The organism is Caballeronia sp. NK8 (assembly GCF_018408855.1).
Classification (GTDB): Bacteria; Pseudomonadota; Gammaproteobacteria; order Burkholderiales; family Burkholderiaceae; genus Caballeronia.
Genome location: NZ_AP024325.1, coordinates 826,399 through 851,256 on the forward strand (window position 1 = coordinate 826,399; position 24,858 = coordinate 851,256).

At 61.0% G+C, this 24,858-nt stretch carries 20 protein-coding genes; 9 read left to right on the forward strand and 11 right to left on the reverse strand.

What is annotated here, in order from left to right:
- Positions 1–71 precede the first annotated feature (71 nt).
- The 11 genes from NK8_RS29115 to NK8_RS29165 form a co-directional block, all read right to left on the reverse strand.
- Positions 72–521 (reverse strand): DUF6756 family protein, encoded by a 450-nt coding sequence (locus NK8_RS29115; protein ID WP_213233196.1) that lies wholly within the window; start codon positions 519–521, stop codon positions 72–74.
- Positions 515–4,639, reverse strand: coding sequence for a polymorphic toxin type 47 domain-containing protein (locus tag NK8_RS29120; RefSeq protein WP_213233197.1), 4,125 nt, complete (start codon positions 4,637–4,639; stop codon positions 515–517). Before NK8_RS29120 ends, NK8_RS29115 begins: the two co-directional genes overlap by 7 nt.
- A 12-nt stretch (positions 4,640–4,651) precedes the next feature.
- Positions 4,652–5,098, reverse strand: a complete 447-nt coding sequence (locus NK8_RS29125) for a DcrB-related protein (protein ID WP_213233198.1) — start codon at positions 5,096–5,098, stop codon at positions 4,652–4,654.
- Positions 5,099–5,118: 20 nt separating this feature from the next.
- On the reverse strand, positions 5,119–7,086 hold the full coding sequence (locus tag NK8_RS29130) for a type VI secretion system Vgr family protein (RefSeq protein ID WP_213233242.1): 1,968 nt from the start codon (positions 7,084–7,086) through the stop codon (positions 5,119–5,121).
- Positions 7,087–7,358: 272 nt separating this feature from the next.
- Positions 7,359–8,150: a hypothetical protein gene (locus NK8_RS29135; RefSeq protein WP_213233199.1), complete on the reverse strand. Its 792-nt coding sequence runs from the start codon at positions 8,148–8,150 to the stop codon at positions 7,359–7,361.
- Positions 8,151–8,243: 93 nt separating this feature from the next.
- Positions 8,244–9,308, reverse strand: a complete 1,065-nt coding sequence (locus NK8_RS29140) for an ImpA family type VI secretion system protein (RefSeq protein ID WP_213233200.1) — start codon at positions 9,306–9,308, stop codon at positions 8,244–8,246.
- Between the two features lie 9 nt (positions 9,309–9,317).
- Positions 9,318–10,394 carry a type VI secretion system baseplate subunit TssG gene (gene tssG / locus NK8_RS29145; RefSeq protein WP_213233201.1) on the reverse strand — a complete coding sequence of 359 codons (1,077 nt, stop codon included), beginning with the start codon at positions 10,392–10,394 and terminating at the stop codon, positions 9,318–9,320.
- The gene (tssF, locus tag NK8_RS29150; protein ID WP_213233202.1) at positions 10,394–12,286 is read right to left on the reverse strand and encodes a type VI secretion system baseplate subunit TssF; all 1,893 of its coding nucleotides are present in this window, start codon (positions 12,284–12,286) and stop codon (positions 10,394–10,396) included. The genes tssG and tssF overlap by 1 nt, the downstream gene beginning before the upstream one ends.
- Positions 12,287–12,316: 30 nt before the next feature.
- Positions 12,317–12,835, reverse strand: coding sequence for a type VI secretion system baseplate subunit TssE (tssE, locus tag NK8_RS29155; RefSeq protein ID WP_213233203.1), 519 nt, complete (start codon positions 12,833–12,835; stop codon positions 12,317–12,319).
- Entirely contained in the window at positions 12,832–13,566 is a 735-nt protein-coding gene (locus NK8_RS29160; RefSeq protein ID WP_225936508.1) for a type VI secretion system accessory protein TagJ, read from the reverse strand. Before NK8_RS29160 ends, tssE begins: the two co-directional genes overlap by 4 nt.
- 254 nt (positions 13,567–13,820) lie before the next feature.
- Positions 13,821–14,600: a TagK domain-containing protein gene (locus tag NK8_RS29165; protein WP_213233205.1), complete on the reverse strand. Its 780-nt coding sequence runs from the start codon at positions 14,598–14,600 to the stop codon at positions 13,821–13,823.
- Between the two features lie 502 nt (positions 14,601–15,102).
- Here NK8_RS29165 and tssH point away from each other — a divergent pair.
- The 9 genes from tssH (at position 15,103) to tssL (ending at position 24,781) form a co-directional block, all read left to right on the forward strand.
- Positions 15,103–17,850: a type VI secretion system ATPase TssH gene (tssH, locus tag NK8_RS29170; protein ID WP_213233206.1), complete on the forward strand. Its 2,748-nt coding sequence runs from the start codon at positions 15,103–15,105 to the stop codon at positions 17,848–17,850.
- Between the two features lie 25 nt (positions 17,851–17,875).
- Positions 17,876–18,415 (forward strand): type VI secretion system contractile sheath small subunit, encoded by a 540-nt coding sequence (tssB, locus tag NK8_RS29175; RefSeq protein WP_213231568.1) that lies wholly within the window; start codon positions 17,876–17,878, stop codon positions 18,413–18,415.
- A 53-nt stretch (positions 18,416–18,468) separates the two neighbouring features.
- Positions 18,469–19,974 (forward strand): type VI secretion system contractile sheath large subunit, encoded by a 1,506-nt coding sequence (gene tssC, locus NK8_RS29180; RefSeq protein ID WP_213231570.1) that lies wholly within the window; start codon positions 18,469–18,471, stop codon positions 19,972–19,974.
- A gap of 20 nt (positions 19,975–19,994) precedes the next feature.
- Entirely contained in the window at positions 19,995–20,357 is a 363-nt protein-coding gene (locus tag NK8_RS29185; RefSeq protein ID WP_213231572.1) for a tlde1 domain-containing protein, read from the forward strand.
- Entirely contained in the window at positions 20,354–20,866 is a 513-nt protein-coding gene (locus NK8_RS29190) for a hypothetical protein (RefSeq protein ID WP_213231573.1), read from the forward strand. The genes NK8_RS29185 and NK8_RS29190 overlap by 4 nt, the downstream gene beginning before the upstream one ends.
- A gap of 65 nt (positions 20,867–20,931) precedes the next feature.
- Positions 20,932–21,414 (forward strand): type VI secretion system tube protein Hcp, encoded by a 483-nt coding sequence (locus tag NK8_RS29195; protein ID WP_213233243.1) that lies wholly within the window; start codon positions 20,932–20,934, stop codon positions 21,412–21,414.
- Between the two features lie 81 nt (positions 21,415–21,495).
- A complete protein-coding gene (gene tssJ / locus NK8_RS29200; protein WP_213231574.1) occupies positions 21,496–22,008 on the forward strand; it encodes a type VI secretion system lipoprotein TssJ in 513 nt (170 codons plus the stop codon).
- Between the two features lie 12 nt (positions 22,009–22,020).
- The gene (gene tssK, locus NK8_RS29205) at positions 22,021–23,367 is read left to right on the forward strand and encodes a type VI secretion system baseplate subunit TssK (protein WP_213231575.1); all 1,347 of its coding nucleotides are present in this window, start codon (positions 22,021–22,023) and stop codon (positions 23,365–23,367) included.
- A gap of 97 nt (positions 23,368–23,464) precedes the next feature.
- A complete protein-coding gene (gene tssL, locus NK8_RS29210) occupies positions 23,465–24,781 on the forward strand; it encodes a type VI secretion system protein TssL, long form (protein WP_225936416.1) in 1,317 nt (438 codons plus the stop codon).
- Positions 24,782–24,858: the final 77 nt, after the last annotated feature.

Genomic DNA, 24,858 nt, shown 5'->3' on the forward strand with positions numbered 1-24,858 from the left:
CGGATGAGGCGCATATTGATGAATAAACAAGGGGCCGCGCAAGCGGCCCCTGTCATCCGTGAACGCTCAAATCATTCTAAGGAATCGCTCGGCCGCTCACATACCAAAATGTCGCCATGATCATTTTCCGCAATAAGCCACGAATAGCTTGATGCGGTAAGATAATATTCGAAGTATCTGCAGCTCTCGATTATCTGGATGAATTCAGAAAGCTCAATAGAATAAACGTGCAAAGCTCGGTTATCGTCATCGACAATAAATATAAGTCGCTCTTTGCCGCCTTTTAACCCTTTGACGATATCTGGAACATCAAGATATCCTTTATTGTTCTCATAACACCGCCTTAACGCTACGTGTTTAAGAGATAACCACCAAGCACGAGGATCCCCGTCCACGTACATATTTGAGATTTTCGACAAAATCTCCTGACTATCCTTTAGCTCATAAGCCGATAGATTAAACTGGCTTATGGCCTCTTTTACCTCTTTTTTTAGTTCGCTCTCGGCTGTCGTTTTCAGCATAAATCTCCTGCCCCCTTAATGTCAGAACGATGCGGATGCTGCTCTCCATCGTATGTAACATTTCCGCGTTCTGCTCCGCCAGCACCACGTTTGCCTTCAGTTTGCCAGCCAACATGGGGTTTATCGTGCCCAACCGCTGCATCCATGTCAGCATGGGGTCCGTCATATGCGACCTTCGCACCACCAGGGCCTTTGAATTCGACAATAGTTCCTGTTTCTGGATCAAACTTAGAAAAACTAACATTCTCAGGATTTGTCATTCCTGCTTTCTCGAACGCTGCTCGTCGTGCGGCATCGAAATCAGATTCGTGATCGAGATTGGCTAACCCCCAAGGGTCGATCCACCGAATCGGATTCGGCGCATATTGATACAGATTGAATCCACCCGCCAACCCAATCGGATCAGACGAGATGAAGCGTCCCGCATGCGCATCGTAATACCGAAAGGTGTTGTAGTGCAGCCCCGACTCATCATCATGATACTGCCCCGGCATACGCAGCGATTGGATGAATGGCTGAGCACTCGACGCCAGATTCGCCCGCACCTTCCCCCACGCCGCATAACCCCCGCTCCACACCACGCGCCCTTGCGCATCGGTGACTTCGCGGGCCGTACCCGCCGGGTCCGTGTGATAGTGATAGACCTTCGCCTGATCCGTCGCATACGCGCGATCCAGACGCGCAAGCGGTGCATACGCGCGCACCGGATCATAAAGATACGTGCGAATGCTCCCCGTATCCTCCCGCTCCTGCGCCAGCCGTAAGTTATCCCAAATAAACCAGACACGCTTTTCAGAGAATCCGTTAGCAGCAACCGCACGCACACGCTTCTCGATGCGCCGGCCCAGCGCATCATACCGGTAACTCGCGCGCACCACACCATCGTCCGTCCACAGCAGATGCCCTTCCGCATCCCAACCGAGCGCCATGCTGTTGCGACGAACGAGCTGTCCCCACTCATCGTACTCGTATCGAACGCCGTGGTACTCGCGCAGCAGATTATCGAGCAGCGGCGCGATCTTCTCATTGGCCACCCGGCCCTCATCGTTGAGCAGATTGCCCGCCGCATCCCAGGTGAAGCGCTCCTCGTCGAAACCTTCGGCGCTGCGTCTGAGCAACTGCCCCGCGCGATCGTAGTCGTACACCGTCCGACCATGCTGCCGGTCGATGCTTTCCACCATCTCGCCACGGCTGTCGTAGTTGTATCGCCACCACAGGGCGCTGTCGGCTTCGGTCGCTGCGTGTTGTTGAATCGGCGTCTTGCTCGCGCGCTGCCACGCCACCTGACCCAGCGGCGTATAACCCGTATGCAGGCTCAACGCGCCCTGGCTGCGAACGATCTCCGCGTGCAACGCGTTGCGCTCGAAGTCCGCGATCACCTCGCCATCTACCGATATCCGATGTGCATGGCCCGAACCGTAATACAGCGTCTCGATGCGCTGTGCATCGGGCAGCGTCATCGAGAGCGGATTGCCCAGTTCATCGCGCTCATAGCGCACGCTGCCGTTCACGCCGTGTTCGGCGAGCAGTTGTCCGGCTGCGTCGTAGTCCCGACGCACCGTATCGGCGACGATGTCGAGCAACTCGCCCGCGTTGGTCGGAATCCGCCGCGCTTCGGTCAATTGGCCCAGCACGTCGTATCGATAGCGTGTCTGGCTGTGCTCGCCCGCTCGCTGGATCAGACGCCCGAGCGCATCGCGTTCGTGCAGTTCCATGCGCTCCGAGTCGCCCGCGCGCGTGACGACGTAGCGCAGGAACCCATCATCGCCATAGGCAAAGCTGCGGCTGGTGCCGTCCACGCGCTGCTCGCGCATGAGCCGCCCGGCTGCGTCCCAGTCGAATGCGTAACTCGCGCCGTTGCCGTTGATGAGTTTCAACGGACGGCCGTACGCGTCGCGCTCGTAGCGGATCGTGCGGCCTTCGGCATCGGTGTAAGTCGATACGCGTCCGAGGCTATCGCGTGTCCAACGCTCCGTTTGCCCGGCCGGGCGCACGTGTTCGATCAACTGCCCGAGCGCATTCCAGCGATATCGCTCGATCTGCAAGTCCCCTCGCGTGACTGCTTCGGGCAAGCCGCTGGCGTTGTATCGCACGCGCGTGGTCTGGTTCAGCGCATCGGTGAGTGCGATGAGGCGGCTATCGGCATCGTAGGTGTAACGCGTCACGCTGCCCGAGCAGTCCGTGCGCGCGCTCAGCAGTCCGCGTTCGTCGTGTTCCAGTGAAACCGTGCCGCCTCGCGCGTCGGTGATGTGCGAGAGCTGACCGTCTCGCCCGTATGCCAGCGTCGTGCGCCGGCCAAGCGGGTCGATTTCGAGCACCGGACGATTCCTGTCGTCGTAGTCCGTGCGCCACTTGCGACCGTCGTGAAGCACGGTCTCGCGCACGCTGGCCGTGCTCGCGTGGTATTCGAAGCGCGTGGTTTGCCCCAGCGGATCGGTCTCGGCCACGAGTCGCCCCAACTCGTCATAGCGCAACTCGACGGTGCGTTCTCCCGGCAGATGCATCACGCTCGGCCAGCCCGACGGATCGTATTCGAAGCGATACGACAGGCCGTCGAAGCCCGTGTGAGCGGTCACGCGCTGATTCGCGTCGAACTGCCAGCGCGCCACGTTGCCGAACACGTCGGTCGCTTCGCTCTGGCCGTGCTCGAAGTCGTATCGGAACCGATAGTGCTCGCCCGCGCTCGTGCGATGCTCGACCACGCAGGCGCGATCCTGCGTGTGCGCCCATCGGTATTCGCACTCGAAACCCTCGGCATTGCGTTGACGCACCATCAGGCCTTCTTCATAGGCGAAGCGGCGCGTGACGGTGCCGGCGCGATCGGTGACGGAGTTCAGATAGCCGTGATCGTCGTAACCGTAGCGAACGAGCACGCCCGGCGTGCCGCCCGCGAGCAGTTCGATATGACTCAGTCGGGCGAAGGCTCCGCCGTAGTGAAGCCGCAGCCAATGGCCGGCTTGATCCTTGATGTCGTGCAGCGTGCCGTATTCATCCCAGTTGAGGAAGACCTGCTGTCCTTGCGGGCCTTCGATCAACGTGAGTCGGGCCAGATCGTGCCGATCGAACTCGCCGAACACGAAATAGTGCCCGGTGAGCGTATGCACGATGTATCGCCCGTCGTGCACGCGAGACAGATAGATCTGTTCTTCCGCGTCATACAACTGGTGTCCCGGCTCCATCGACGGAAAGTGAATCGGCCGGCCTTGCGGTCCGCGATACACGAGTTCGCCTTCCGAACGCTGCAGGCTCATCTCCCAGTCGAGCCGCCAGCCGGGGCCGAGCAGGCCCGCGCCACTGAGCGTGCTCGAGTAAAAGCGTGAGCAGCCGATCGGCAGCCGCCCGGGCAACACAAAATCCGACTCAGGAAGGATCAGCTTGCGGCCCGAGGTCATCTCGACGGGATGTCCCATCAGACCACTGAGCGCGGGCCCGATCACATACCTGTTCACGACCTCACTGGCCAGCACGCCAAGGCCAAAGACGGCGGCGAACTTGGTCGCGCAACGCACGCCGAACCGGGCTCCCAAAACTTCGGCTTGTCGAGCGGCGCCGGCCAAGCCACCCACCAGCCCCGCGACGACGAACGCCACCTGCACGGTTGTGCGCAACCAGTCGGGAATCTCCGGATCGATTTTCAGATACTGCTGCCGACCGCCGCCGATGTAGACATTGTCCGATCCGCCGTCGATGGTCGCGTCGCACTCGGTGCGATCGTCCCGACGCGCAGCGGCCTTGTCGTTGATGAACACATTGCTCGATCCTTCGGCGATCCGTTTGACGGGCGGATGCTTCTCGCAGGCCACCGTGCTGAACTCGACGCGTGCCGCCTCTCGGTCGTTCACGAAGACATTCGACGAGCCGGCCGCGATCATGCCCGCTTTGGATTTGATCGATCGGCCTATCGATTCGCCTAAAGACAACACGCTGTTGGCAAGCGAATCTGCAGCAAAGCCTGCAACGAGTGCAGCAATGAAGAAGGCAGTTCCGCATCCGCCCGTCGCTACGGTCAAAAACGCGACTGCGGCAATAATGGCGATTCCAATCAACGCCCCCACCAGAAAACCAGCGAGCGCGCTCGAATGAGCGATCGGATCATGTATCCGGGCAGCTTCGTACATGCGCGCTCCCGCTCAATTCGCATCGCGAGCGCGGAAGCTCGTGAGCCAGTTTGTCCATAGGACATCCTGTTTTGCGTCGAACGGTCGAACGCTGGAGCAGGAGAAGATCAGCACGTCGCTGCCGCTTCGAATGAAAGCGGCTTGGCGCTGATGGATCGTTTGTGAGCCAGTCTTGTGCGTCGATGTGATTTGCTCGCCTTCGATCGCGGCGTCCGCGTGACCCAGCGTCGCTCGTGTCCTCTGATGCACCGCATGGCCGCGCACATTTTTCTTGAGCAGTTGCATCTGCCGATCCACGTAGGCCGGCAAGCCTTCGTCAGGCAGCAGAACGTCGCGGGCGATGTTCAGGTTGAGCGGCGAAGGCGTCGTGCTCCCGTAGACGAAGATGTTCGTGCTGCGATCATGAAACCCTTCCGGCAGATCGATGCTGCCTTCTTCGAAGCTGTACTTTGAATTCATTGGATTCTTTTGCACCTGAATCAATCCTTGTTCAAATCGATTCGTTCGCCTTTCATGCTGAACGACCCTGTTGCGATCTCGTCGATCTGAACGCCTTCGATCTTGATCAAACCGTTTTCCTGCAACGTGATCTTCGAGAGGCCACATTCGAGAACGATCTTCTGCGTTGCCTTCAGCGTGTAGGTGCCGGCAGCAGGTGCGGGCGCATCCGGCGGGAGCAGCGCGCCGACGGAGCGCATGAAGCCGCCGCCTATGCCCGCAGTCTCATTTCCTTCCGTGCTCAATCCGTGATTACCGCCGACACGTTGCGTACGATCATTTCCGATGTCAGCTTTTTCGTCGCGTCCCACACTTCTCGTGCGGTCTTGCCCGACCGTATGCAACTCGTCGTTGTTGACCTCGGCGCGCATGTCCCGCTCGGCGTGCAGCCACAACTCTTCTCCGCCCTGCTTGTCCTCGAAGCGGATTGCGTTGGCGTTACCGGCGGCGCCTTTCATGGAGCGCGAGATCATGCCGCTCTGCGTCGCGCCTCCGGGCAAATCCCAGGGCGGCATCGCTTCCGCGTTGTAAAGCCGTCCCACGACGATTGGCCGATCCGGATCTCCGTTCTCGAAATCCACGATGACCTCGCTGCCCACGCGCGGAATATTGACGCCTCCGACGCCGCCACCCGCCCACGGATACGACACGCGCACCCAGCACGACGAACTCTGATCCTTCACCCCTGACCGATCCCAGTGAAAACTCAATTTCACGCGACCGTACTGATCCGTCCAGATTTCCTGTCCGGGCGGTCCCGTCACGATGGCCGTTTGCGGCCCGCTCGTGCGGGGTTTCTTATAGTCGTCGCGAGCAGGGCGAAACACGGTCGTCGCTGGCTGCACGACAAACGATGACGTGAAGGAGTACTTCCCCGAACCACTGTTTTCACTCGCCTCCGAAGCATTGATAGATGACGCGATGACGAGATACTCCCGATTGGCTGCCTCGTGCGGATACCCTTCGAGCCTGAAGGTCGTGCCGCAGACGATGTCGCGCACGTTACCCGAACCGCCCGCACGCTCGCCCTGCGCGCGGACTTCTTCCATGCGCAGGCGCGCGAACTGCTCACCATGCGACGGATCCGTGAAATCGCCCGGCCACTCGTAGCGTTCGAGATTGTTGTGCGCGGTTTCCTGCGGCAATTCGTTCTGCTTGATTAAAGTCGCACTCGGCTTCTTGAAGTCGAAGTCGTTTGTTGTCCAGCGGCCCGACTGCAGGCTTCCGTTCAGATCGAAATACTCGATATGCTCGACATCCGCCCGATGTCCCGGCGGGAAATACCACAATGTCTGATAGGCCACGCTCTCAACCGGCTTGTGCGCGCCGAGTTGGTCCACCAGGACCATCCGGTGGAAGCCGTTGCTGTGTTCGAAGAACCAATAGATGCCGTGTTCAGCCATCAGGCGCTGGATGAAATGGAAATCCGATTCGCCGTACTGAACCTGATAGTCGAGCGCCGGGTATCGTTCGGACAGGCGCAGATCGTACGAGTAGAGGTAGTTTTCGAACACCTGCTCGATGATCTCGACCACCGTCTTGCGCTGAAAGATTCTGAAGTCGGTACGCTGTTCGAGCAGCGACACCCAAGGCTTCAGCACCAGTTGATAGAAGCTCTGCTGATCGGATTGACCGACGAAATGCGCCTCTGTGACGATGCCACTGATCTCTCGCGTGCCTGCACCGATATTGACCGCACCGGCCACGCCGCTCAAGCCGGGCACAAAACTCCCCATGCCTTCGAGTTCGATGGATACGGTCAATTCCTTGCCGATCATCGACTTCAGATCGAGATTTGCGGCAGCTTGCTTGGGCAGAACGGAATCGAGCGGCGTGCAGCAATCGATCGCATAGGAATAGGTGCGCGAGAGAATCTCTTCGCCTTGGATCGAACGCAAAAGCAAAGCGGACTCACCCGTAGCCGCCTTGGGCAACGCGGCGCCACTCATCTTCACTGTGCGATCCGAAGCGCTGAGCGCGGCTCCGATTGCCGAAGCCGGCAACGACGGGGCAAGCGTACCCGTCGCGCCCACGATCGACTTGGCGTATGTGTTGCGAGCGGGCGCTGCAATGCGGACACCCGGCGAGGTTGCGGCATTGAGCGTTTTTGACGTGAAGGAATTCGACACGGTGAGAACCTCGATATCGTCAGAGAGCAGTGCCGAGTCACCAGCCATTGCCAATCAGGTTGGTTTCTCGACGGAAAACAGAGCGTGGCTTATCAGTTCAGATGGCCGACCAGGAACTCAAGCCCGTCGCGCGGCACAACGTGCACCCCGTCCAGAAGCAACAGTGCTCGGGCGCGGGCTATGGCGCGCTCGGCGATATGCAATGTCGTGGGCGAAGCGAGACCCATCATCAATTCAGCGGCGTTGATTCCAAGCAGCATCGCCGGACGGGCCGGGCCGATGAAGAATTCGGAACCCGGCCGAGCCGGTATATAAACGGCAGCGCCCCGAAGATCGGATCGGCTCAATTCGGCGCCATAGAAGGCATGGGTCATGAAGACCGTGCCATTTCCGGTTTTTGGTGTGCTCGCTGGGCGCGAATCCTCCTCTGAGTCTTGTCGCTTTTGATTTAACGCATCGTCGGAGCTGTTCGCCCGTTCTTGCTCCCTTTGCCGGTTGTCAGCGTCCGCTTCTGCCTCGTCTTCTTCTGCCTCGTCAGCTTCTGCTTCGTCATGCTGATCCTCTTCGTTATCGGTCTCGGGTTTGCTGACATCCGACTTGGCGCGTTTCATTTCTTCGTCGCTAAGATCGTCTTCATCGTCGGATTCCGTTTCTCTGACGTTCAGTTCGGGCAGCTTCATTCTCGGCAGCTTTATTCGGGGCACGCCGACGCTGAATGCCTTCCTCGGCGCGGCACGGCCGAAATACAGACTCTGCGACGAACTCGAAGGATCGATCATCACGAGTGAGCCGCCGGACATCAGAACGATGTCCGCACGCGTACCTGCGGGATTGCGATGATGGTCGAGGTCCAGCGACCAGCGACTCGGCCTGAGCAGTGACATACGATCACCTGATTTCTGTGAAAAGTTGATCTATTAAATTTGGTATGCGAAATAGCAAGAACGGATGAAGACACAGAAACATGCCTTCCGGGCCTATTCTTCCTTGTCCCACTCGATGATCAGTTCGGCGGGAATCGCCTTTACCGTTTCCGCGTAGCGCTTGCCGACGAACTGTTCGGCCCGCTTCAGAAGGACGGGAATCGGACTGCTCGGCTCATGCGTTTCAAACCATTGCCGCGCTTCGCGTATGGAGTGAAGCGCGCTTTCGCGGCCGGGTCGGGACTTCATCGTCACGCGCGTTTCAACAGCTTGCGACGGCTCCGCCAAAGCATCGTCGTGTTCGTCGGCGTTATCGGTCGACGCGTCCGCAGGTTCTTCCGCGAAAGGTGCGCTGCCTGCCCGAGCCGACGACGCCGGAGCGGGACCTTCACCCGCGACGCGCTTGAGCATGCGCGTCAAGGTGGAGAGATCCGCCGCGAAGGCGCCGAGTTGCGCTTGATTCCAGGCGTCGATGACACCGAGACTGTCCAGCGCGCGGTCGAATCCGGCAATCGCATCCGGCTGCTGAAGACGCAAGTCCTGAAGCTGCTGCGTCACCGACTCGATCGACAGCGCATCGCTCGGACGCGGCTGGGCAAACGCGCGCTCGACGTCCCGTACCTGCAAACGCCTCACCGAAGCGCGCGTGAGGCTGATATCACGCACATCGGCCATCAGGCCATCCATGTCCGTCAGCGCCTGCAATGCATTCATGCGTATCTCGAGCGCCGCATCGCGATCATCATCCACTCCGGGTTGCGGGTGAATCGAATCCGCGAAGGTGGTCAGCCAGGCGGCGAGCAAGCCCAACCCTTCGGCGAGTCCGTCAGCGTAAGCCAGCCGTGTGCGACACCGCGTAAACAGCAAGGCGAGGCGCATGTCCTTGCTGCGCATCATCAGCCGGCGGCAATCGCGATCGATCTCGCTCCAGTTGATCGGCTCAGGCACGCCGACGAAGTCGCCATACTGCGCATCCATCTTTGCGGCTACCTGCGCGAACAGCACGACGAATTCCGGATCGTATTCGAGGTCCGCGCCGCACGGCGCCGATGGGTTGACCGGCGTCATCCAGTCGTGCGACGGATTCTGCTCCGTCTTGGCGATACGTTTCTTGCTCATGCTGCTTCCTCAATCCATGCCCGACGAAGCGCGTGCTCCGCCCTTCGTGCCGCGTTTCATATACTGCTCGGGATCGAAACGCATGCCGGTGATGGGCTTGCCATCGGGAGATCGTCCCAGCCATCCCGACCATCCCAATTGCTGTTCGCCGCCGATCACGGCGGGCGGCGCACTCTGTGCCGTGATCCGCAGTTCCAGTTCCCATTCGAACTCCCGGCCCACGAAACTGCGCACCATATCGACCAGCTCGGGCAGCGCCACGCCACGCGGCGTGAAGCGCAAATACTGGCCGATGTCGACAGGACCGATCACCAGCCGAAAGCGGAACTGGCGATCCGGCGCCTGCTCGCCGAGCATTGCTCCGTCGCCGATGACCGAGGCGGCCGTGAGTTCGCCGAGGTGGGTCTGTTCGTCGCGCGCCACCTTGACCCAGTGAAAAACGTATTCGTCGAGGCTCACGGGCACGCCGAAATAATGTTCGAGCGTCATGCGCAATCCGTCGGGATCGCGCGCCTCGCGCACCAGATTTGCCGATGCGGCCAATTGCGCGTGCGCCGGCAACGCGCGCTCGGCCAGCTCATCGCAGTCCTGCCCCGTGAGGCTCGCCACATAGAACGAAAAGGATTCGTCGTCGCGGCGGTCGAGTCCCGCGGCGGACTGAGCCGAACTCCATGCGCGATACAGCAACGCCAGATAGCGATGATGAAAAATGTCGAGAAAGCGGCTCAGCGTCTTGTCGCGCCGGCTTTCTTCACGCTCGCGCGCGATTTCCGTCACATGGATCGGAAGCGGCCCATTCGGTCCGAGCATTCCGAGCCCGAAGAGCCGAACATGTAGCCGCCCGTTCAGCTCGCCTACATTCGCAATCTCCCGTGGCGAGAAAGTGAGGCTCGGTTGCTGTCCGAGCCGAAACGGCTCTGCGCCCGGACGCCTTGCGGTGCCGATCGGGTCGATCCGCGTGTCGGCGCCGATACGCCGCATCAGCGACAAAAAGCCGAAACGCCACGGCTCGACCTCCAGGCGCTCGATCAACTCTGGCGAGAGTCCGGATTCGCGCAGCAAGCCCGTTGGAGACATTCGCTCCATCACGACACTCCGCGTGTGCCCACGCGCACGGGCCAGCGCATGATGCGCCCACGCTGCATGGAGACCAGTTCGGTCTGCGTGAATGAATTGATCGAAACGTGGCGCGCGAGATAGTGTTCGAGAATCAACCCGAACAGATAGGGACTGGTTCCGGAGAAACCCGATTCATCGACGGTCAATTGACATTCGATCCCGCGGCCGAACACGAGCGGACCGCCTCCGGGCAGCTTGCGCGTGACCGGTTTCGTTTTCACGCCCACGAGGCTTTCGACCTGCCGCTGATGCTCCGCATCATCACGGCTCAGAAACAGCCTCAGCATGTCGCGCAGTCCCTGCCCTCCCGGCCTGTGATCGATTTCTTCCAGCGGAAGATAGTTGAAATTCAGTTGCCTGATCAGACGCCACGCAATCTCGCCGTCCGCATAGGGCGGGCGCGGTGCGCTGGGCGGACGAATCATGCCGATGCTCGCGATCGGATCACCGCTATCGGGCAGCTCGAAGTCGTGCACGCCATCGCGTGGCACCAGCAGCGGCAAATCGCGGTTGGTCAGCCAGGCTTCGGCCGAAAGATGACGCATGCCTTCGTGGTAAGGCGCTTCGTGCTGGTCGACGAGAGCGACGAACGTCTCGGTGCCGATATAGGGCGTGCGCGTACCATAGCGACGCGATTTGTCGGAAAGCAGCCGCCGCTCGCGGCGCACGGAGAAATAGCGGCCATGATTGCCTTCGTCGCTATTCAACGTTTGATAGAGCGGGCGGAACTCCAGGTTCTCTGAATTCGCCTCTACGCGTGCGTGCAACGACTGTACCGAGAAGACTTCGTGATCGAGCGGCGACTGTCGTTTGGGCACCAGGTGAAACTCCGTGCTGGCCTCGGATAACTCGATGCGATCCAGCTTCTGCGGAAACAGATTGACCACCGGCGTGCAAAAGAGCGCGAACCGCGCGGCGTCGACGAGGCTCGCGAGCTGATCGGGCGCACGGTCGAGCAGGATGATGATCTCCGCCGTTTCGCCTCTGGTCCTGCGCAGTCCCTCCTGCAAGCCGGTGAGCGTGAAGAAGTAGAAGCGGGTCGGGCACGCGAAGTATTCATGCAGCAGGTTGTGCCCATGAAACTTGGACCATGTGAGAGGCAGCATGCCCTGATCGAGACCAAGTCCTTCATGCTGCACCGCTCTGGACGTCACGGCCGCAAATGGCCTGTCCGGATCGCCGAACGCGCCCGGTTCGCCAATGATCGACGCGATCCCTGCGGCATGCACGAGTTCGAAGAGGTGCGAGGCCACTTGCTCGTCACCAGCCAAATAGATGGGCAGCCGGTCGAGATTGTCGACCGTGGCGATCTTCGTCTTGTTCGTGGTTCGGATGCGAAGACGCAGCGCGCCGCGTATTTGCGCGTGCGCGGGCACGTAACGTTCGAGGCCGGGGATGTCCGGAGGAATGCCGGTGAGCCTCGCAACCTCGATTTCCAACGGATACAGCACGACGTCCTGGCTCGTGCGGAACGTGCACGGCGTACTTTCGCCACTGGGGATATGGGTCTTGAGCGTCGTGCCACGCCGCATCAGAAACCCTTCATTGAGATTCCCTTTCGAGTGAGCCGGATAAATCCGCGCCACCGCCATGGATGGCGTCGGCGCGACGTAGTTCGGATAAGTGACTTCGAGCAGGCGCTGCGTGAAGCGCGGAAACTCAGCGTCCAGCTTGAGCCTCATGCGTGCGGACATGAAGCAAAACGATTCGATCAGACGCTCCACGTAAGGATCGGTCATCTCGCCCGCCTGAAGTCCCAGACGCCGCGCGATTTTCGGGTGCGCCTGCGCGAACTCGCCTGCGCTCTCGCGCAGATAGATCAACTCCTGGTTGTAGTAATCGAGTAATCGCGGGTCCATGCGGATATTGACGTGTTGCGTGAAGTGCGCTCAGGCACGGGAGGCTTGGGCATGCAGACGGCTCGATTCGAGATCGAGCGAACTCTGCACCATGAATTCGAGCGGATACGGCTCTGCCCTGATCAGTCCGTGGATCTCGAAGGCAACCTGACTGTGACGGCCTGTGCGGTCGTTGTCGCTGCGTGGCACGACCTGGATCGATTCGGCTATCAGCCGCGGCTCGAACGTGAGAATGGCGTTCTTGACCGTCGCCTCGATATCCGACCACTTGCGCGAAGCCATGTACGCGCCCGCCAGCGGCGGGACGCCGAAGTTCACGGTCGATGCCGCGACCAATGGATAACGCGCGCGATCGATGAGATCGCCCAGATCGGTGGCATTCAGCAAATACGCCAGATCCCGCTGGATGATGTCGCGCAATTGCGCGCGCGTGACGGCATATTCGCCGGGCACCTCGGCTTGCCGGTGCGGGGCGTCGTCACGCAAACGGTCGATGAGCGTCGGCAGCAAATAGCTGTCGGCCCGACGCGGGGCGCGGGTTGCGCTCATCTCGTTGTCCTTTCGAGATCGGCGTGAGCGCTTCTGCCGGAGACGGCTGGCGCGTCTGCCGCGCCGCCTTCCCGGGCACGGCCGAAAGTGCAATCGCGCAGCTCGAACACGCCGAAGTCACCGGCACTCGTCGCCCATGTCTTTGCACCCGAAGCGATCACGCCGGTGCGGCCGTTCTCGTGCCATACCGTGCTGCGAGCCATGAGCAATGCGCTGCGTTCATCTGCTGACGATTCTCGTGCCGGAGCTTGCGGATAGCGAGCCGGCATGAATCCGCGCAGTAGCGTGCCGTCGCGTAAGGTGAGCGAGCAAGGCGCCCACACCAGATCGACCAGCGTCGTGGGGCGCGCGATCGTCCAGCGGGCGATTTCGTCGAAGGCGAGCCAGCGATAACGCCCCGCGGCGACGAATTCACACACCGGTCCCAACCGGCTATCGCTGTCGCCGATCCACGAAAATTCGATCGCGGCCGCCTGATGTGCCGGGTCCGTCGAGACTTCCCGTTCGCTTCGACCGGATATCAGCGGCGCCCTGTCGAGCGCGATCTCGCGCGCGGCATCGGCCGCGTCGAACTCTCCTTGAGCGGCGAGGCCGAGCGCGCCATGCAAGCCCTGCATCCAGACCGGCACGTCATCGAAGACAAAATGTGGCTCGTGTTTTCCCGCCATGACCAGCGCGCGTGCGCGTTCTGCCCGCACGAGGTCCCGATAGGCATGCACATGCGGCGTCATTGAATCGGACGACGACGCGGAATCGAGTTGCGCATAGACCTGCAGTTGTTGAACCGCCCGCTCCCACTCGCAGACGATGCAGAGCCATTGAAACAGCGCCCAGCGATGCGCCGCCACCGCCGGTTCCTGGCGTACGCGGGCTTCGGCGTCACGCAGCGCGTCGTCAGGCGCAAGTCCAGATACTTCGCTCGACGCGTATGGCTTGATTTCGACGTTCATTGGTTTCTCGCCCGTAACAGACATGGCAGATGCGCTCATTGCGTCGTCGCCTCTTCGCGCGCTTCGATACGTGCCGGCGAAGCGGCGGAGTGAAATTCCGGCAATGGGCTATCGATAGCGAGCGTGTGGTGCTCCCGACGCGCAAGCGTGGGCGGCACGGCGCCTCTGCGCAATGCCGCGTTGGCGTGATATTCCGGCGGCGCAAACAGTTGCAGAATTTCCGGCGCTGATTCGATACTCAGATCGACGCCGTCGAATATGAGATCCGCGAGCATCGGATCGGACGACAGTGGACCGATCGCCTCCTCGAGTCGCTGTGGTCCGGAAAAGAGATCGCTGATGGTACCTGCGCTGCGACTTGATTCGAATTCCGGCGCAAGCAGCGCAGCAGGTTGATCATTGTTCGTGACGGATGCCGAGACGCGGTCGCCCAAACCGATTGACAGGCCATCGGAAGACTCGAGCGCTTCGCAGTAGTGGGCATGCAAGGCGACGATCAGCGCGTCCGGATCGACACGCGCGCCGGACATCGACGACGATTCTTGCGAGCTCGCTTCAGGCGAAGAAAGACCCTTCAAGCTGGCGCGGCCATCGAGCAGGCTGAACACGTTTTCGCTTGCGGATGATCGCGTGGCGGTATCACCGCAAAAAATATCCTCGGGCATGCCATCTACCGGTTCAGCGGTTACCGAACGCTGAGCGCCTGTGGGCTCCTCCCGCTCGTGAACCGGACCCGTTCGCTTGAAGATCGTAGGGAATCGCATTGAAGCCTCTTTCACGCATATATGCAAAATTAACCGCTCGAGATAAATCACGCCTGCTTTATCTCTCTTTCTTCCTTTCGATTAACGCACGTCCTAAAGGCGTTGTCCATAGCTGAATAATTGCTTAATGGCAGCTAATAATTTCTTTAAATAAAATCTGAATCTCAATTGATGGGGGACAAAATAAAAATAGTGAAATTAAGACGAATCTTGTTTTAAGCGATGTGAAGATATGAGTGAGCGGTGCATTGAAAGATGCCCCTCAATCATCAGTCAATCCTTTGTATTCAGATAGATGGAGTCGATCTTCGGCACCTTCTCGTTGCGTTTAATTGCTAACTGGCAATCACTTTTCAATTAGGCAATCGAATTATCAAGAGTTGACTAATTTGAAGTCGGCATCGATTATCTCTGTAAGCTTTCAAGTGATGCCGCCTTGATTGGGGCATGACTTTGTGTGTCCGTTCTATCTCCCCGAAAAACACGATCGCCCGCTTTTGGTTTTTCTTTTTTACCCGTCGCGTCTCCTTAACTTACAGGCCGCAGCAGATAAATGATTTCTCGCCAGACACTGTTCGGAAAACTCGGAACCACGCTTTTTCGTGGCATCGAGTCCGCCACCACGTTCTGCAAGTTGCGCGGCAACCCGTACGTCGAGCTGGTGCACTGGATTCATCAACTGCTGCAATTGCCCGACAGCGACCTGCATCGCATCGTGCGCCATGCCGGTATCGAACGGGAAACACTGGAGCAGGATCTCGCACGCGCGCTGCGCGCGCTTCCCGCTGGAGCAAGTTCCATCAGCGATTTCTCTCATCATGTCGAGATGGCCGTCGAGCGCGCCTGGGTGCTCTCCTCACTTGCCTTCGATGACAGCCGGGTTCGCGGCGCATGGCTCGTGGCCGCGCTCATCGGTACGCCGGAATTGCGGCGCGTGATGCTGTCCATGTCGCCGGAATTCAAGCGGATTCCGGTCGAAGGGCTCAACGACACGTTGCCTTCCTGGGTCGCTGGCTCGCCCGAAGCAGCCGACACGCCTTACGAAGCGAGCGGCTTCAGGCCCGCATCGCCCGGAGACGCTTCGCATGCGACGGGCGCAACTTCCGGCGTCGGCTCGTCCGATGTGCTCGGGCAATACTGCACCGACCTCACCGCGCTTGCTCGCGCGGCTGAAATAGATATGGTGACGGGCCGCGATCAGGAAATCCGCACGCTGATCGACGTACTGTTGCGCCGGCGCCAGAACAATCCATTGCTCACCGGCGAAGCGGGTGTCGGAAAGACCGCGGTGGTCGAGGGTCTCGCGCTCGCCGTGGCGAGCGGCGATGTGCCAGCCGTGCTCGCCGAAGTGCGGCTCCTTTCGCTCGATGTCGGCGCGCTGCTCGCCGGCGCGAGCATGAAGGGCGAGTTCGAGGCGCGGCTGAAAGCGGTGCTCGAGGCCGCAAAAAAATCCGCTACGCCCGTGATCCTGTTCGTCGACGAGATCCATACGCTCGTCGGCGCGGGCGGTCAGGCGGGCACTGGCGATGCGGCGAATCTGCTGAAGCCCGCGCTCGCGCGTGGCGCCGTACGCGTCATTGGCGCGACGACCTGGTCCGAATACAAGCGGCACATCGAGAAGGATCCTGCGCTCACACGCCGTTTCCAGGTGCTCCAAGTGGCCGAACCGGAAGAAGCGGTTGCCATCGAAATGGTGCGGGGACTCGCGGGCACGTTCTCGCGACATCACCACGTCATCGTGCGCGATGAAGCGATTCGCGCGGCGGTCACGCTGTCGCATCGCTACATCCCGTCGCGTCAGTTGCCCGACAAGGCGATCAGCCTGCTTGACACAGCATGCGCCCGTGTCGCGCTCTCGCAGCAGACGGCGCCGCGCGAATTGCAGGACGTGCGTCAGCGGTTGCAGGCCGCGCGCGTCGAACTGAGCCTGCTTGAACAGGAAGCGCGCATCGGTCTCGATTCACACGATGCACTGGCGCGAGCGCAAGCCCGTATCGATACGCTGCTCGCAGAGGAAACGGCGCTCGGACTGCACTGGCATGCACAAGTCGCCGCCGCGCAGTCGCTCATTCATGCACGCGAAGCGGCTCTGGCGCCAGCCGCCGACGAAACCCAGGACGAAGGCTTGATCGTCAATGCTGACGAACATGACGGCGCTTGGCCCTCGCCCGCCGCTTTGCGAAAACTCGAGCAAAACCTGCGCGACCTACAAGGCGAGACGCCGCTCGTATTTCCTGAAGTGGACGAAGCCATCGTCGCCGAAATCGTCTCGAACTGGACCGGTATTCCTGTCGGCCGCATGGTCACCGACGAGATCGCCGCGGTACGCCGTCTCTCTCATACCCTCGCTGCACGCGTGATCGGGCAGAACGAGGCACTTGGGCAAATCAGCGAGCGTGTACAGACCTCGCGTGCCGGGCTCACCGACCCGAAGAAGCCGCTCGGCGTGTTTCTGCTGGCCGGCCCGTCTGGCATCGGCAAGACCGAGACGGCGCTCGCGCTCGCCGAGGCGCTCTATGGCGGGGAACAGAACCTCATCACCATCAATATGAGCGAGTACCAGGAAGCGCACACCGTTTCCGGCTTGAAGGGTGCGCCGCCCGGGTATGTCGGTTATGGCGAGGGCGGCGTGCTCACCGAAGCCGTGCGTCGGCGCCCCTACTCCGTGGTGTTGCTCGACGAGATCGAGAAGGCCCATCGCGACGTGCACGAAGTGTTCTTCCAGGTGTTCGACAAGGGCTACATGGAAGATGGCGATGGCCGCTTCATCGATTTTCGAAACACGACGATTCTCCTCACGAGCAACGCGGGCTCCGAACTCATCGCGAGCCTGTGCGCCGATGCGTCACTCGCGCCCGATCAGGATGGCTTGCGTGGAGCGATCGCGCCTGAATTGCTCAAGACCTTCCCGGCGGCGTTTCTTGGACGCCTGACGGTCGTGCCTTATCGGCCGCTCGCTCGAACGTCCCTTGCGAACATCGTGCGCCTGCATCTGGATCGCGTCGTTCGACGCATGGCAGAGACACATGCCATATCGCTCGTCTTCAGCGACCGCCTGGTCGACTACATCGTCGCGCGTTGTCTTGTGCAGGAAACCGGTGCGCGCGTGCTGATCGGCTTCATCGATCAATACGTGCTGCCGAGACTGTCCGCGCTATGGCTCGACGCCTTCGCGGCAAAGCGCCTCATCACGCGCATCGACGTCGAGATCGTCGACGAGCGCGCCGCGCCCGCTGAAGCCATTGCTATCAGAGTGGCCGAATCCATGGCGCCGGCGAACGCCGAGCCGCTTCCTCTCTAGAACCTTTCCTGCCCACGGAGACAGCATGTCCCAAGCCAATAGTTCGCAGAAGTTCATCGCGCACAACCGTGCACCGCGCGTGCAGATCGAGTACGACGTCGAAGTCTACGGTTCCGAAAAGAAAGTGGAGCTTCCCTTCGTGATGGGCGTACTCGCCGATCTGTCCGGCAATCCCGTCGAGCCATTGCCGGCGGTTGCGGACCGCCGCTTCCTCGATATCGACATCGACAATTTCGACGAACGCATGAAGGCAATCAAGCCGCGCGTCGCGTTTTCCGTGCCCAACACGCTCACGGGCGGGGGGCAGTTGATGGTGGACATGACGTTCGAGAGCATCGAGGACTTCTCACCCGCGGCCGTCGCGAACAAGGTCGATGCGCTGCGCCAGTTGCTCGATGCACGCACGCAACTCGCGAACCTTCAGACCTACATGGACGGCAAGTCCGGCGCCGAGACGCTCGTCAACAAGCTGCTTGCGGATCCCGCGCTACTCAAGTCACTCGCGGCGTCGCCCAAACCCAGGTCCGCGGCCGACACCGATGGCTCGGAGCCCACGCTGAACTGAGCCGCAAACGAATCGGAGCACTCCGCACCAATCGAATCAGACCAAGGATACCCATGGCAGCCAATCAGGCACAGACGACGAGCGCAGGCGCCACAAAGGCACACGTCGCGCACAGCGATTTCACCACCCTGCTCAATCAGGAATTCCGCCCCAAGACCGAACAGGCGCGTGAGGCGGTCGAGCAGGCGGTGCAGACGCTTGCCGAGCAAGCCCTGCATCAGTCGATCACGATCAGCGACGACGCATACAAGAGCATCGAAGCAATCATTGCGCAGATCGATCACAAGCTTTCCGAGCAGATCAATCTGATCCTTCATCACGCTGATTTCCAGAAGCTCGAGTCCGCGTGGCGCGGCCTGCATCATCTGGTGTCGAACACCGAGACCGACGAACGTCTCAAGATTCGCTTCATGGACGTGTCCAAGGACGAACTTCGCCGCACGATGAAGCGGTACAAGGGTCTCGCCTGGGATCAAAGCCCGCTCTTCAAGCAAATCTACGAAGAGGAATACGGACAACTCGGCGGCGAGCCGTACGGATGCCTGGTCGCGGACTATTACTTCGACCATACGCCGCCCGACGTCGATCTGCTTGGCTCGATCGCCAAGGTCGCGGCCGCCGCGCACACGCCGTTCATCTCGGGGGCATCGCCTTCCGTCCTGCAAATGGAATCGTGGCAAGAACTCGCCAATCCGCGCGATCTCACGAAGATCTTCGCGCAGAACCTCGAATATGCGCCGTGGAATTCGCTGCGCAATACGGAAGACGCGCGCTATATCGGGCTGGCCATGCCGCGTTTCCTCGCACGCCTGCCGTATGGCGCGAAGAGCAATCCCGTCGACGAGTTCGATTTCGAGGAAACCACCGACGGCGCGGATCACCGCAAGTTTGCGTGGGCGAACGCTGCCTATGCGATGGGCGTGAATATCAACCGCTCGTTCAAGCGCTACGGCTGGTGTTCGCTCATTCGCGGCGTGGAGTCGGGCGGCACGGTGGAAAACCTGCCGTGCCACACGTTCCCGACCGACGACGGCGGCATCGACATGAAATGCCCGACGGAGATCGCAATTTCCGACCGTCGCGAGGCGGAGTTGTCGAAGAACGGCCTCATTCCGCTCATCCATCGCAAGAACACCGCTCACGCGACGTTCATCGGCGCGCAGTCGATGCAGAAGCCAGCCGAATACCACGATCCGGACGCGACCGCGAACGCGAATCTCTCGGCGCGCCTGCCGTATCTGTTCGCGTGCTCGCGTTTCGCACATTACCTGAAGTGCATCGTGCGCGACAAGATCGGCTCGTTCCGTGAACGCGAGGAGATGCAGCAGTGGCTCAACGGCTGGATCATGAACTACGTCGATGCCGATCCTGCCAACTCGTCGCAGGACACCAAGGCAAGCCGTCCGCTTGCGGCAGCCGAGGTGGTCGTCGAAGAGGTCGAGGGCAATCCTGGCTTTTACCAGGCGAAGTTCTTCCTGCGCCCGCATTTCCAGCTCGAAGGCCTGACGGTTTCGCTGCGGCTCGTGGCGCGTCTGCCTTCCGTGAAAGAAGCAGCCTGAACCCGATCGAAGGAGAGATCATGCCCTGGACTTATAACCGGACCGACGGGACGCTCACCGACCCACAAGGCAATGTCGTCGCCCGCAATGGCTATTCCGGCGCGGGAGAAGGTCGCAACAATCCCGCGATGGAAGACGTGCAGAACGTCGGCCCGATCCCGCAAGGCAGCTATGCGATCGCCCATGCGCGCCATTCGACGCGCACCGGCCCGGTGTCGATGGATCTCGCACCGGAAGTCGGCACTCACACGTTTGGCCGCAGCGCTTTCATGATTCACGGCGACAACCTGTCCCATACGGCATCGCACGGCTGCATCATTCTCCCGCGGTCTACGCGAACGCAGATCGAAGAAAGCGCGGACAGAAGGCTCGTCGTTCAATGAAGCGAAGCATCTATCTCGTGCCAATGATCTTCGCGCTCGTAGCTTCGGCGTGCGTCGGCTCACCCAAGGCGCCGGAAGCTTCGCAAATCGCCCGGGACATCCAGGCGCACGGAGCGCGATCGACTGTCGCGTCGCTCGATCGCAAAGGGCAGTTCGATGCGGTGCTCGAGCGGATCGCGTCCGGAGATTCCACGTGGGTGAATCTCGCCCGGCCGCTGTCGCAGGGAACGGATGCGGGCGACTCGACCGGTCTCACGATCGCACTGGCCACGGCGTTGCCAAGGAATCCCGCCGCTGTGCTGCGCGTGCTCGATGACGGCCCGGTGCTCGGCGCGCCGGCAGTATGCGGCGTGCCCTTCATCGAACCCGAGGCGGGCGAAGTGAAAGCCTATCTCGAGCAGACCATTCCGGCCGTGGAACGTGTTGCGCAAACCAGGGACACCCCTCTGCGCTCGTCCTGTCTCACGAGCCTCGGACGGGCGAGGACGCAATCCGAAGCGCGGCCGTGAAGGACGTTGAGGCAAAAAATAATGCAGCAGGACCTGAAGTACTTTTCAACCAAAGGAGCTTAAAGATGGCACAAGACATCTTCATCAAGATCAATGGCATCGATGGCGAGTCCCAGGACGCGTCGCACAAAAGCGAGATCGAGGTCGCCAGCTGGGGCTGGCGTGTCTCGCAAGATTCGATCATGCACTCGGGTAGCGGCGGCGGCGCAGGCAAGGCCAGCGTCGACGATCTGAGCTTCGAGCACATGATGGATCGCGCGAGTCCGAACCTGATGAAGTATTGCCTGACCGGCAAGCATATCGATCAGGCCGTGCTGACCGTGCGCAAGGCAGGCGGCAACCCGCTCGAGTACCTGAAGATCACGATGAGCGACGTCATCGTCACCAAGGTTCAGCCGTCGGGCGCCAGTGGCGATAACGGCATCCGCGAGCAGGTTCGCCTGTCGTTCGCCAAGGTCAAGCAGGAGTACATCGTGCAGAACGCGCAGGGCGGCAGCGGCGGCGCAGTCACCGCGGCATTCGATATCAAGGGAAATAAGGAAGCCTGATCATCCTGTCAGCCTTTGATTCACGGAACCCGTTTGACGACGGGTTTCGTTTTTTGTCACCACTTCATGTGCTTTTTGCCGATGCGTTCGTTCCGCTCTCTCGCTGGTCTGACTTGCACACTGACGCTCGCCGCGTGCGCCAGCAGCGTTGCGCCGCCGAAGCGCGAGCCTCTCAAGCTCGAGATTTCGATCAACGCGTCCTCGGGCGTGAATCCCGATGATCAGAAGCGTGCCGCGCCCATCCTCGTGCGCGTGTACGAACTCAAGAACGCCGACGCTTTCAACGAGGCCGATTTCTATTCCCTGCAGGACAAGGACAAGACCGTGCTCGCGGACGACCTCGTCGCGCGCGATCAATTCCTGCTGCGTCCGGGCGAACACAAGACGATCGCCCGTAATGCCAATGAAGCGAGCACGGCGCTCGGCGTGATCGCCGCTTATCGGACGCTGCCCAGTGCAGTATGGCGCGCGAACTGGCCGCTGCCCACGACACCCAAGGCTGCGTGGTATCGATCCACGCCCAGACTCAAACTCGACATCGATCTTGACGCCGACGCGATCAGGATCAGCGATGCCCAATCAAAGAACAAATGAAGACTCGTCCGCATGAGCTGGCATAACAAAGTCACCTGGAACGAAGGGCTGTTTCTGCGCCCGCAGCTATTCCAGCAGCAAGAGCGATACCTCGAACATTTCGCGCACAAGCGCGCGGCGCCCCTGTCGCCATTTTTCTTCGGCTTCTCGCACTTTTCAATCGACACCGAGGCGCTCGCACTGGGCAAGGTCATCGTCAAGTCGGCGAGCGGCGTGTTCGCAGACGGCACGCCCTTCGATCTGCCCGGCAGTACGCCCCCGCCCGCGCCGCTGACGATTCGCCAGGAGCATCTCGAACAGGTGATCTATCTGGCCGTGCCTATCCGCGTGCCCAACGGCGAGGAAACGACCTTCGAGAACACGGCGGATTCGCTCGCGCGCTATGCCGTCTTCGAGACCGATGTTTGCGACGCCAACTCGATCGGTCAGGGCTACAAGACCGTCCAGTTGTCGAATCTGCGCCTTCGCCTGCTGCCGCAGAAAGAGTTGACCGATGCATGGATCGGCTTGCCGCTCACCCGCGTCAAGTCGATGCGCGCTGATGGCAGCATCGAACTCGACGACACGCTGGTCCCGCCAGTGTCCGGCTATGGCGCGAGCGCGGTACTCGCAGGCTGGCTCGGCGACGTTCACGAACTCGCCCGCATGCGCGCCGACAAGCTCGCGCAGCGGCTCACGGGCAGCGACGGGCAAGCCGGGTCGGTCGCGGAAGTGTCGGATTATCTTCTGCTGCAGACGCTCAACCGCTACGAACCGCTGCTGCAGCATATGCGTCGCATCCCGGCCACATCCCCCGCCGATGTCTACGCGCTGCTGTTGAGCATGGCCGGCGAGTTGTCGACCTATGTGCGCCCGAGCACGCGTCGCCCGCTCGACACGCATCCGGCCTACCACCATAACGAGCCCCATGTGTGCATCCGGCCGCTCGTCGAGGACACGCAATCGCTGCTCAACGCCGTGCTGGTGCGAAGCGCGCAGAACATCACGCTCAAGGATGTGGGCTATGGCATGCGCAACGCGGTCGTCGACCCGGCGGAGCTCCGCACATTCTCCGCACTGGTGCTCGCGGTATCCGCGCAAATGCCTGCCGACGCGCTCGCCGACCGCTTCGTCACACAAGCGAAGATCGGTCCGTCCGAGCGTCTGCCCGATCTCGTGCGCGCGCATCTGCCGGGCATTCCGATGCAGACGCTGCCCGTGCCACCGCGTCAGATTCCGTTCAACTCGGGTTATGTGTACTTCGAAATTGCCCGTAGCGGTCCACTCTGGGACATGGTCGAAAAGTTCGGTGGTATTGCGCTGCACGTCGCGGGCGAGTTTCCCGCGCTCCAGTTGCAGTTGTGGGGAGTGCGCGGTTGAGCGAGCTGAAAAGGCTTACGAAGTTCAGGGGGCAAGAAGTGTGGATGAAGTCATCGCGGACCTCGGCGAGCGAGCGCCATGAAACCACGGGGCAGCTATGAATACGGACGCAACGCAATTTCCGGCGATGTCGGCCTGGCCTGACGGCACGACTGATGTGGCGGGCAAACCCGACGGTTCCGCGGCCGCCAATGAGCCGCGCGAAGAACAGACGCTCGCCGGGCTGATCAGCCGCATCCCGCCCGGGGAGCAGCAGGCGGCACGTCTGGGAGTGATCGAACAGGCGCGAAACCCGCTGCTGGAGGCGGCGCGCCCGCTTCTGCGCGCGCTCGCCGAGATCCCCCGCGACCTCGGCAAAGTGGAAATCAACGCACTGCACCAGTTGCTGAAAGACGAAGTGCGTGACTTCCAGCGCTTGTGCGAACAAGCCAATCTGCGCCGCGAGCACATGCTGGGCGCGCGCTACTGCCTGTGCACGGCGCTCGATGAAGCCGCCATGCAGACAAATTGGGGCACGCAGGCGTCAGGTGTCGAATGGATCAGCAAAGGGCTGGCCACGGAGTTTCACGAAGACCGCCAGGGTGGCGTCAAGGTTTATCTGCTGATCGGCCGTCTCATGGCGCAACCCCAGGAACATATCGATCTGCTGGAAGTGATATTCCGGATCCTGAGTCTGGGCTTCATGGGTCGCTACCGGCAGGAGCCAGACGGCGCCCGCAAGCACGATGCCGTACGCCAGCGGCTCTATCACGAGATACAGGCCAATCAGGGGCCGGTGCCGACTCCCCTCTCGCCGCACCCGAATTCCGATGCGCGCGGCAAGCGGTTCTCCGTCTACGACTTCCCGGTATGGATCACGTTCGCGTCGTTCGGGCTCGTCCTGCTCGCGCTGTTTGGCTGGTTCAAGTACCACTTGCTTAGCGACGGTACATCGATCGAGAAGCAGATCATCGACATCGGCCGTATGACGCCGCCCGCGGCGCCTCGTGTGCTGCGACTGCGCGCGTTGCTGAAGGACGAGATCGCCGCCGGCACCGTGAGCGTAAATGAAGATGCCCGGCATAGCGCCGTCACCTTCCGGGGAGACGCGATGTTCATGCCGGGCGGCATCAACGTCGCTGCATCGATGGCGCCGTTGATCGCGAAGATCGCGCGCGAAGTGGCGAAGGTGCCGGGCAAGGTCGCGATCACCGGCTATACCGACAACATTCCGGTCAAGAGCCGTCAGTTCGCCTCGAACGACGCGCTCTCGCTCGAGCGCGCGACGCAAGTCATGCAGATGCTGCAGGCCTCCGGGGTACCGGCCGGACGACTTGAGGCCATCGGCCGCGGTGACGCGGATCCGATCGGCGACAACGCCACGGCGCAAGGCCGCGCCCAGAATCGGCGCGTCGAAATTGCTGTGACGCCTTGACGCTGCTTGCCGAGTGCGCCTCGGCCCCCGCGCCTTTCGTTGTCTTCGCGTGGCTCTCCACGCTGCAATCTGATCAA

Excerpts from the sequence above, each read along its gene's own strand:
- tssE (WP_213233203.1), bottom strand. The coding sequence starts at position 12,835 with ATGAGCGCAACCCGCGCCCCGCGTCGGGCCGACAGCTATTTGCTGCCG.
- NK8_RS29130 (WP_213233242.1), bottom strand. The coding sequence starts at position 7,086 with ATGAGTGGCGCCGCGTTGCCCAAGGCGGCTACGGGTGAGTCCGCTTTG.
- tssK (WP_213231575.1), top strand. The coding sequence starts at position 22,021 with ATGAGCTGGCATAACAAAGTCACCTGGAACGAAGGGCTGTTTCTGCGC.
- tssH (WP_213233206.1), top strand. The coding sequence starts at position 15,103 with ATGATTTCTCGCCAGACACTGTTCGGAAAACTCGGAACCACGCTTTTT.
- NK8_RS29120 (WP_213233197.1), bottom strand. The coding sequence starts at position 4,639 with ATGTACGAAGCTGCCCGGATACATGATCCGATCGCTCATTCGAGCGCG.
- tssB (WP_213231568.1), top strand. The coding sequence starts at position 17,876 with ATGTCCCAAGCCAATAGTTCGCAGAAGTTCATCGCGCACAACCGTGCA.
- tssC (WP_213231570.1), top strand. The coding sequence starts at position 18,469 with ATGGCAGCCAATCAGGCACAGACGACGAGCGCAGGCGCCACAAAGGCA.
- tssL (WP_225936416.1), top strand. The coding sequence starts at position 23,465 with ATGAATACGGACGCAACGCAATTTCCGGCGATGTCGGCCTGGCCTGAC.
- NK8_RS29135 (WP_213233199.1), bottom strand. The coding sequence starts at position 8,150 with ATGTCACTGCTCAGGCCGAGTCGCTGGTCGCTGGACCTCGACCATCAT.
- tssG (WP_213233201.1), bottom strand. The coding sequence starts at position 10,394 with ATGGAGCGAATGTCTCCAACGGGCTTGCTGCGCGAATCCGGACTCTCG.
- tssJ (WP_213231574.1), top strand. The coding sequence starts at position 21,496 with ATGCGTTCGTTCCGCTCTCTCGCTGGTCTGACTTGCACACTGACGCTC.
- NK8_RS29190 (WP_213231573.1), top strand. The coding sequence starts at position 20,354 with ATGAAGCGAAGCATCTATCTCGTGCCAATGATCTTCGCGCTCGTAGCT.
- NK8_RS29195 (WP_213233243.1), top strand. The coding sequence starts at position 20,932 with ATGGCACAAGACATCTTCATCAAGATCAATGGCATCGATGGCGAGTCC.
- NK8_RS29115 (WP_213233196.1), bottom strand. The coding sequence starts at position 521 with ATGCTGAAAACGACAGCCGAGAGCGAACTAAAAAAAGAGGTAAAAGAG.
- tssF (WP_213233202.1), bottom strand. The coding sequence starts at position 12,286 with ATGGACCCGCGATTACTCGATTACTACAACCAGGAGTTGATCTATCTG.
- NK8_RS29140 (WP_213233200.1), bottom strand. The coding sequence starts at position 9,308 with ATGAGCAAGAAACGTATCGCCAAGACGGAGCAGAATCCGTCGCACGAC.
- NK8_RS29185 (WP_213231572.1), top strand. The coding sequence starts at position 19,995 with ATGCCCTGGACTTATAACCGGACCGACGGGACGCTCACCGACCCACAA.
- NK8_RS29125 (WP_213233198.1), bottom strand. The coding sequence starts at position 5,098 with ATGAATTCAAAGTACAGCTTCGAAGAAGGCAGCATCGATCTGCCGGAA.
- NK8_RS29160 (WP_225936508.1), bottom strand. The coding sequence starts at position 13,566 with ATGACGCCGCATGTGCATGCCTATCGGGACCTCGTGCGGGCAGAACGC.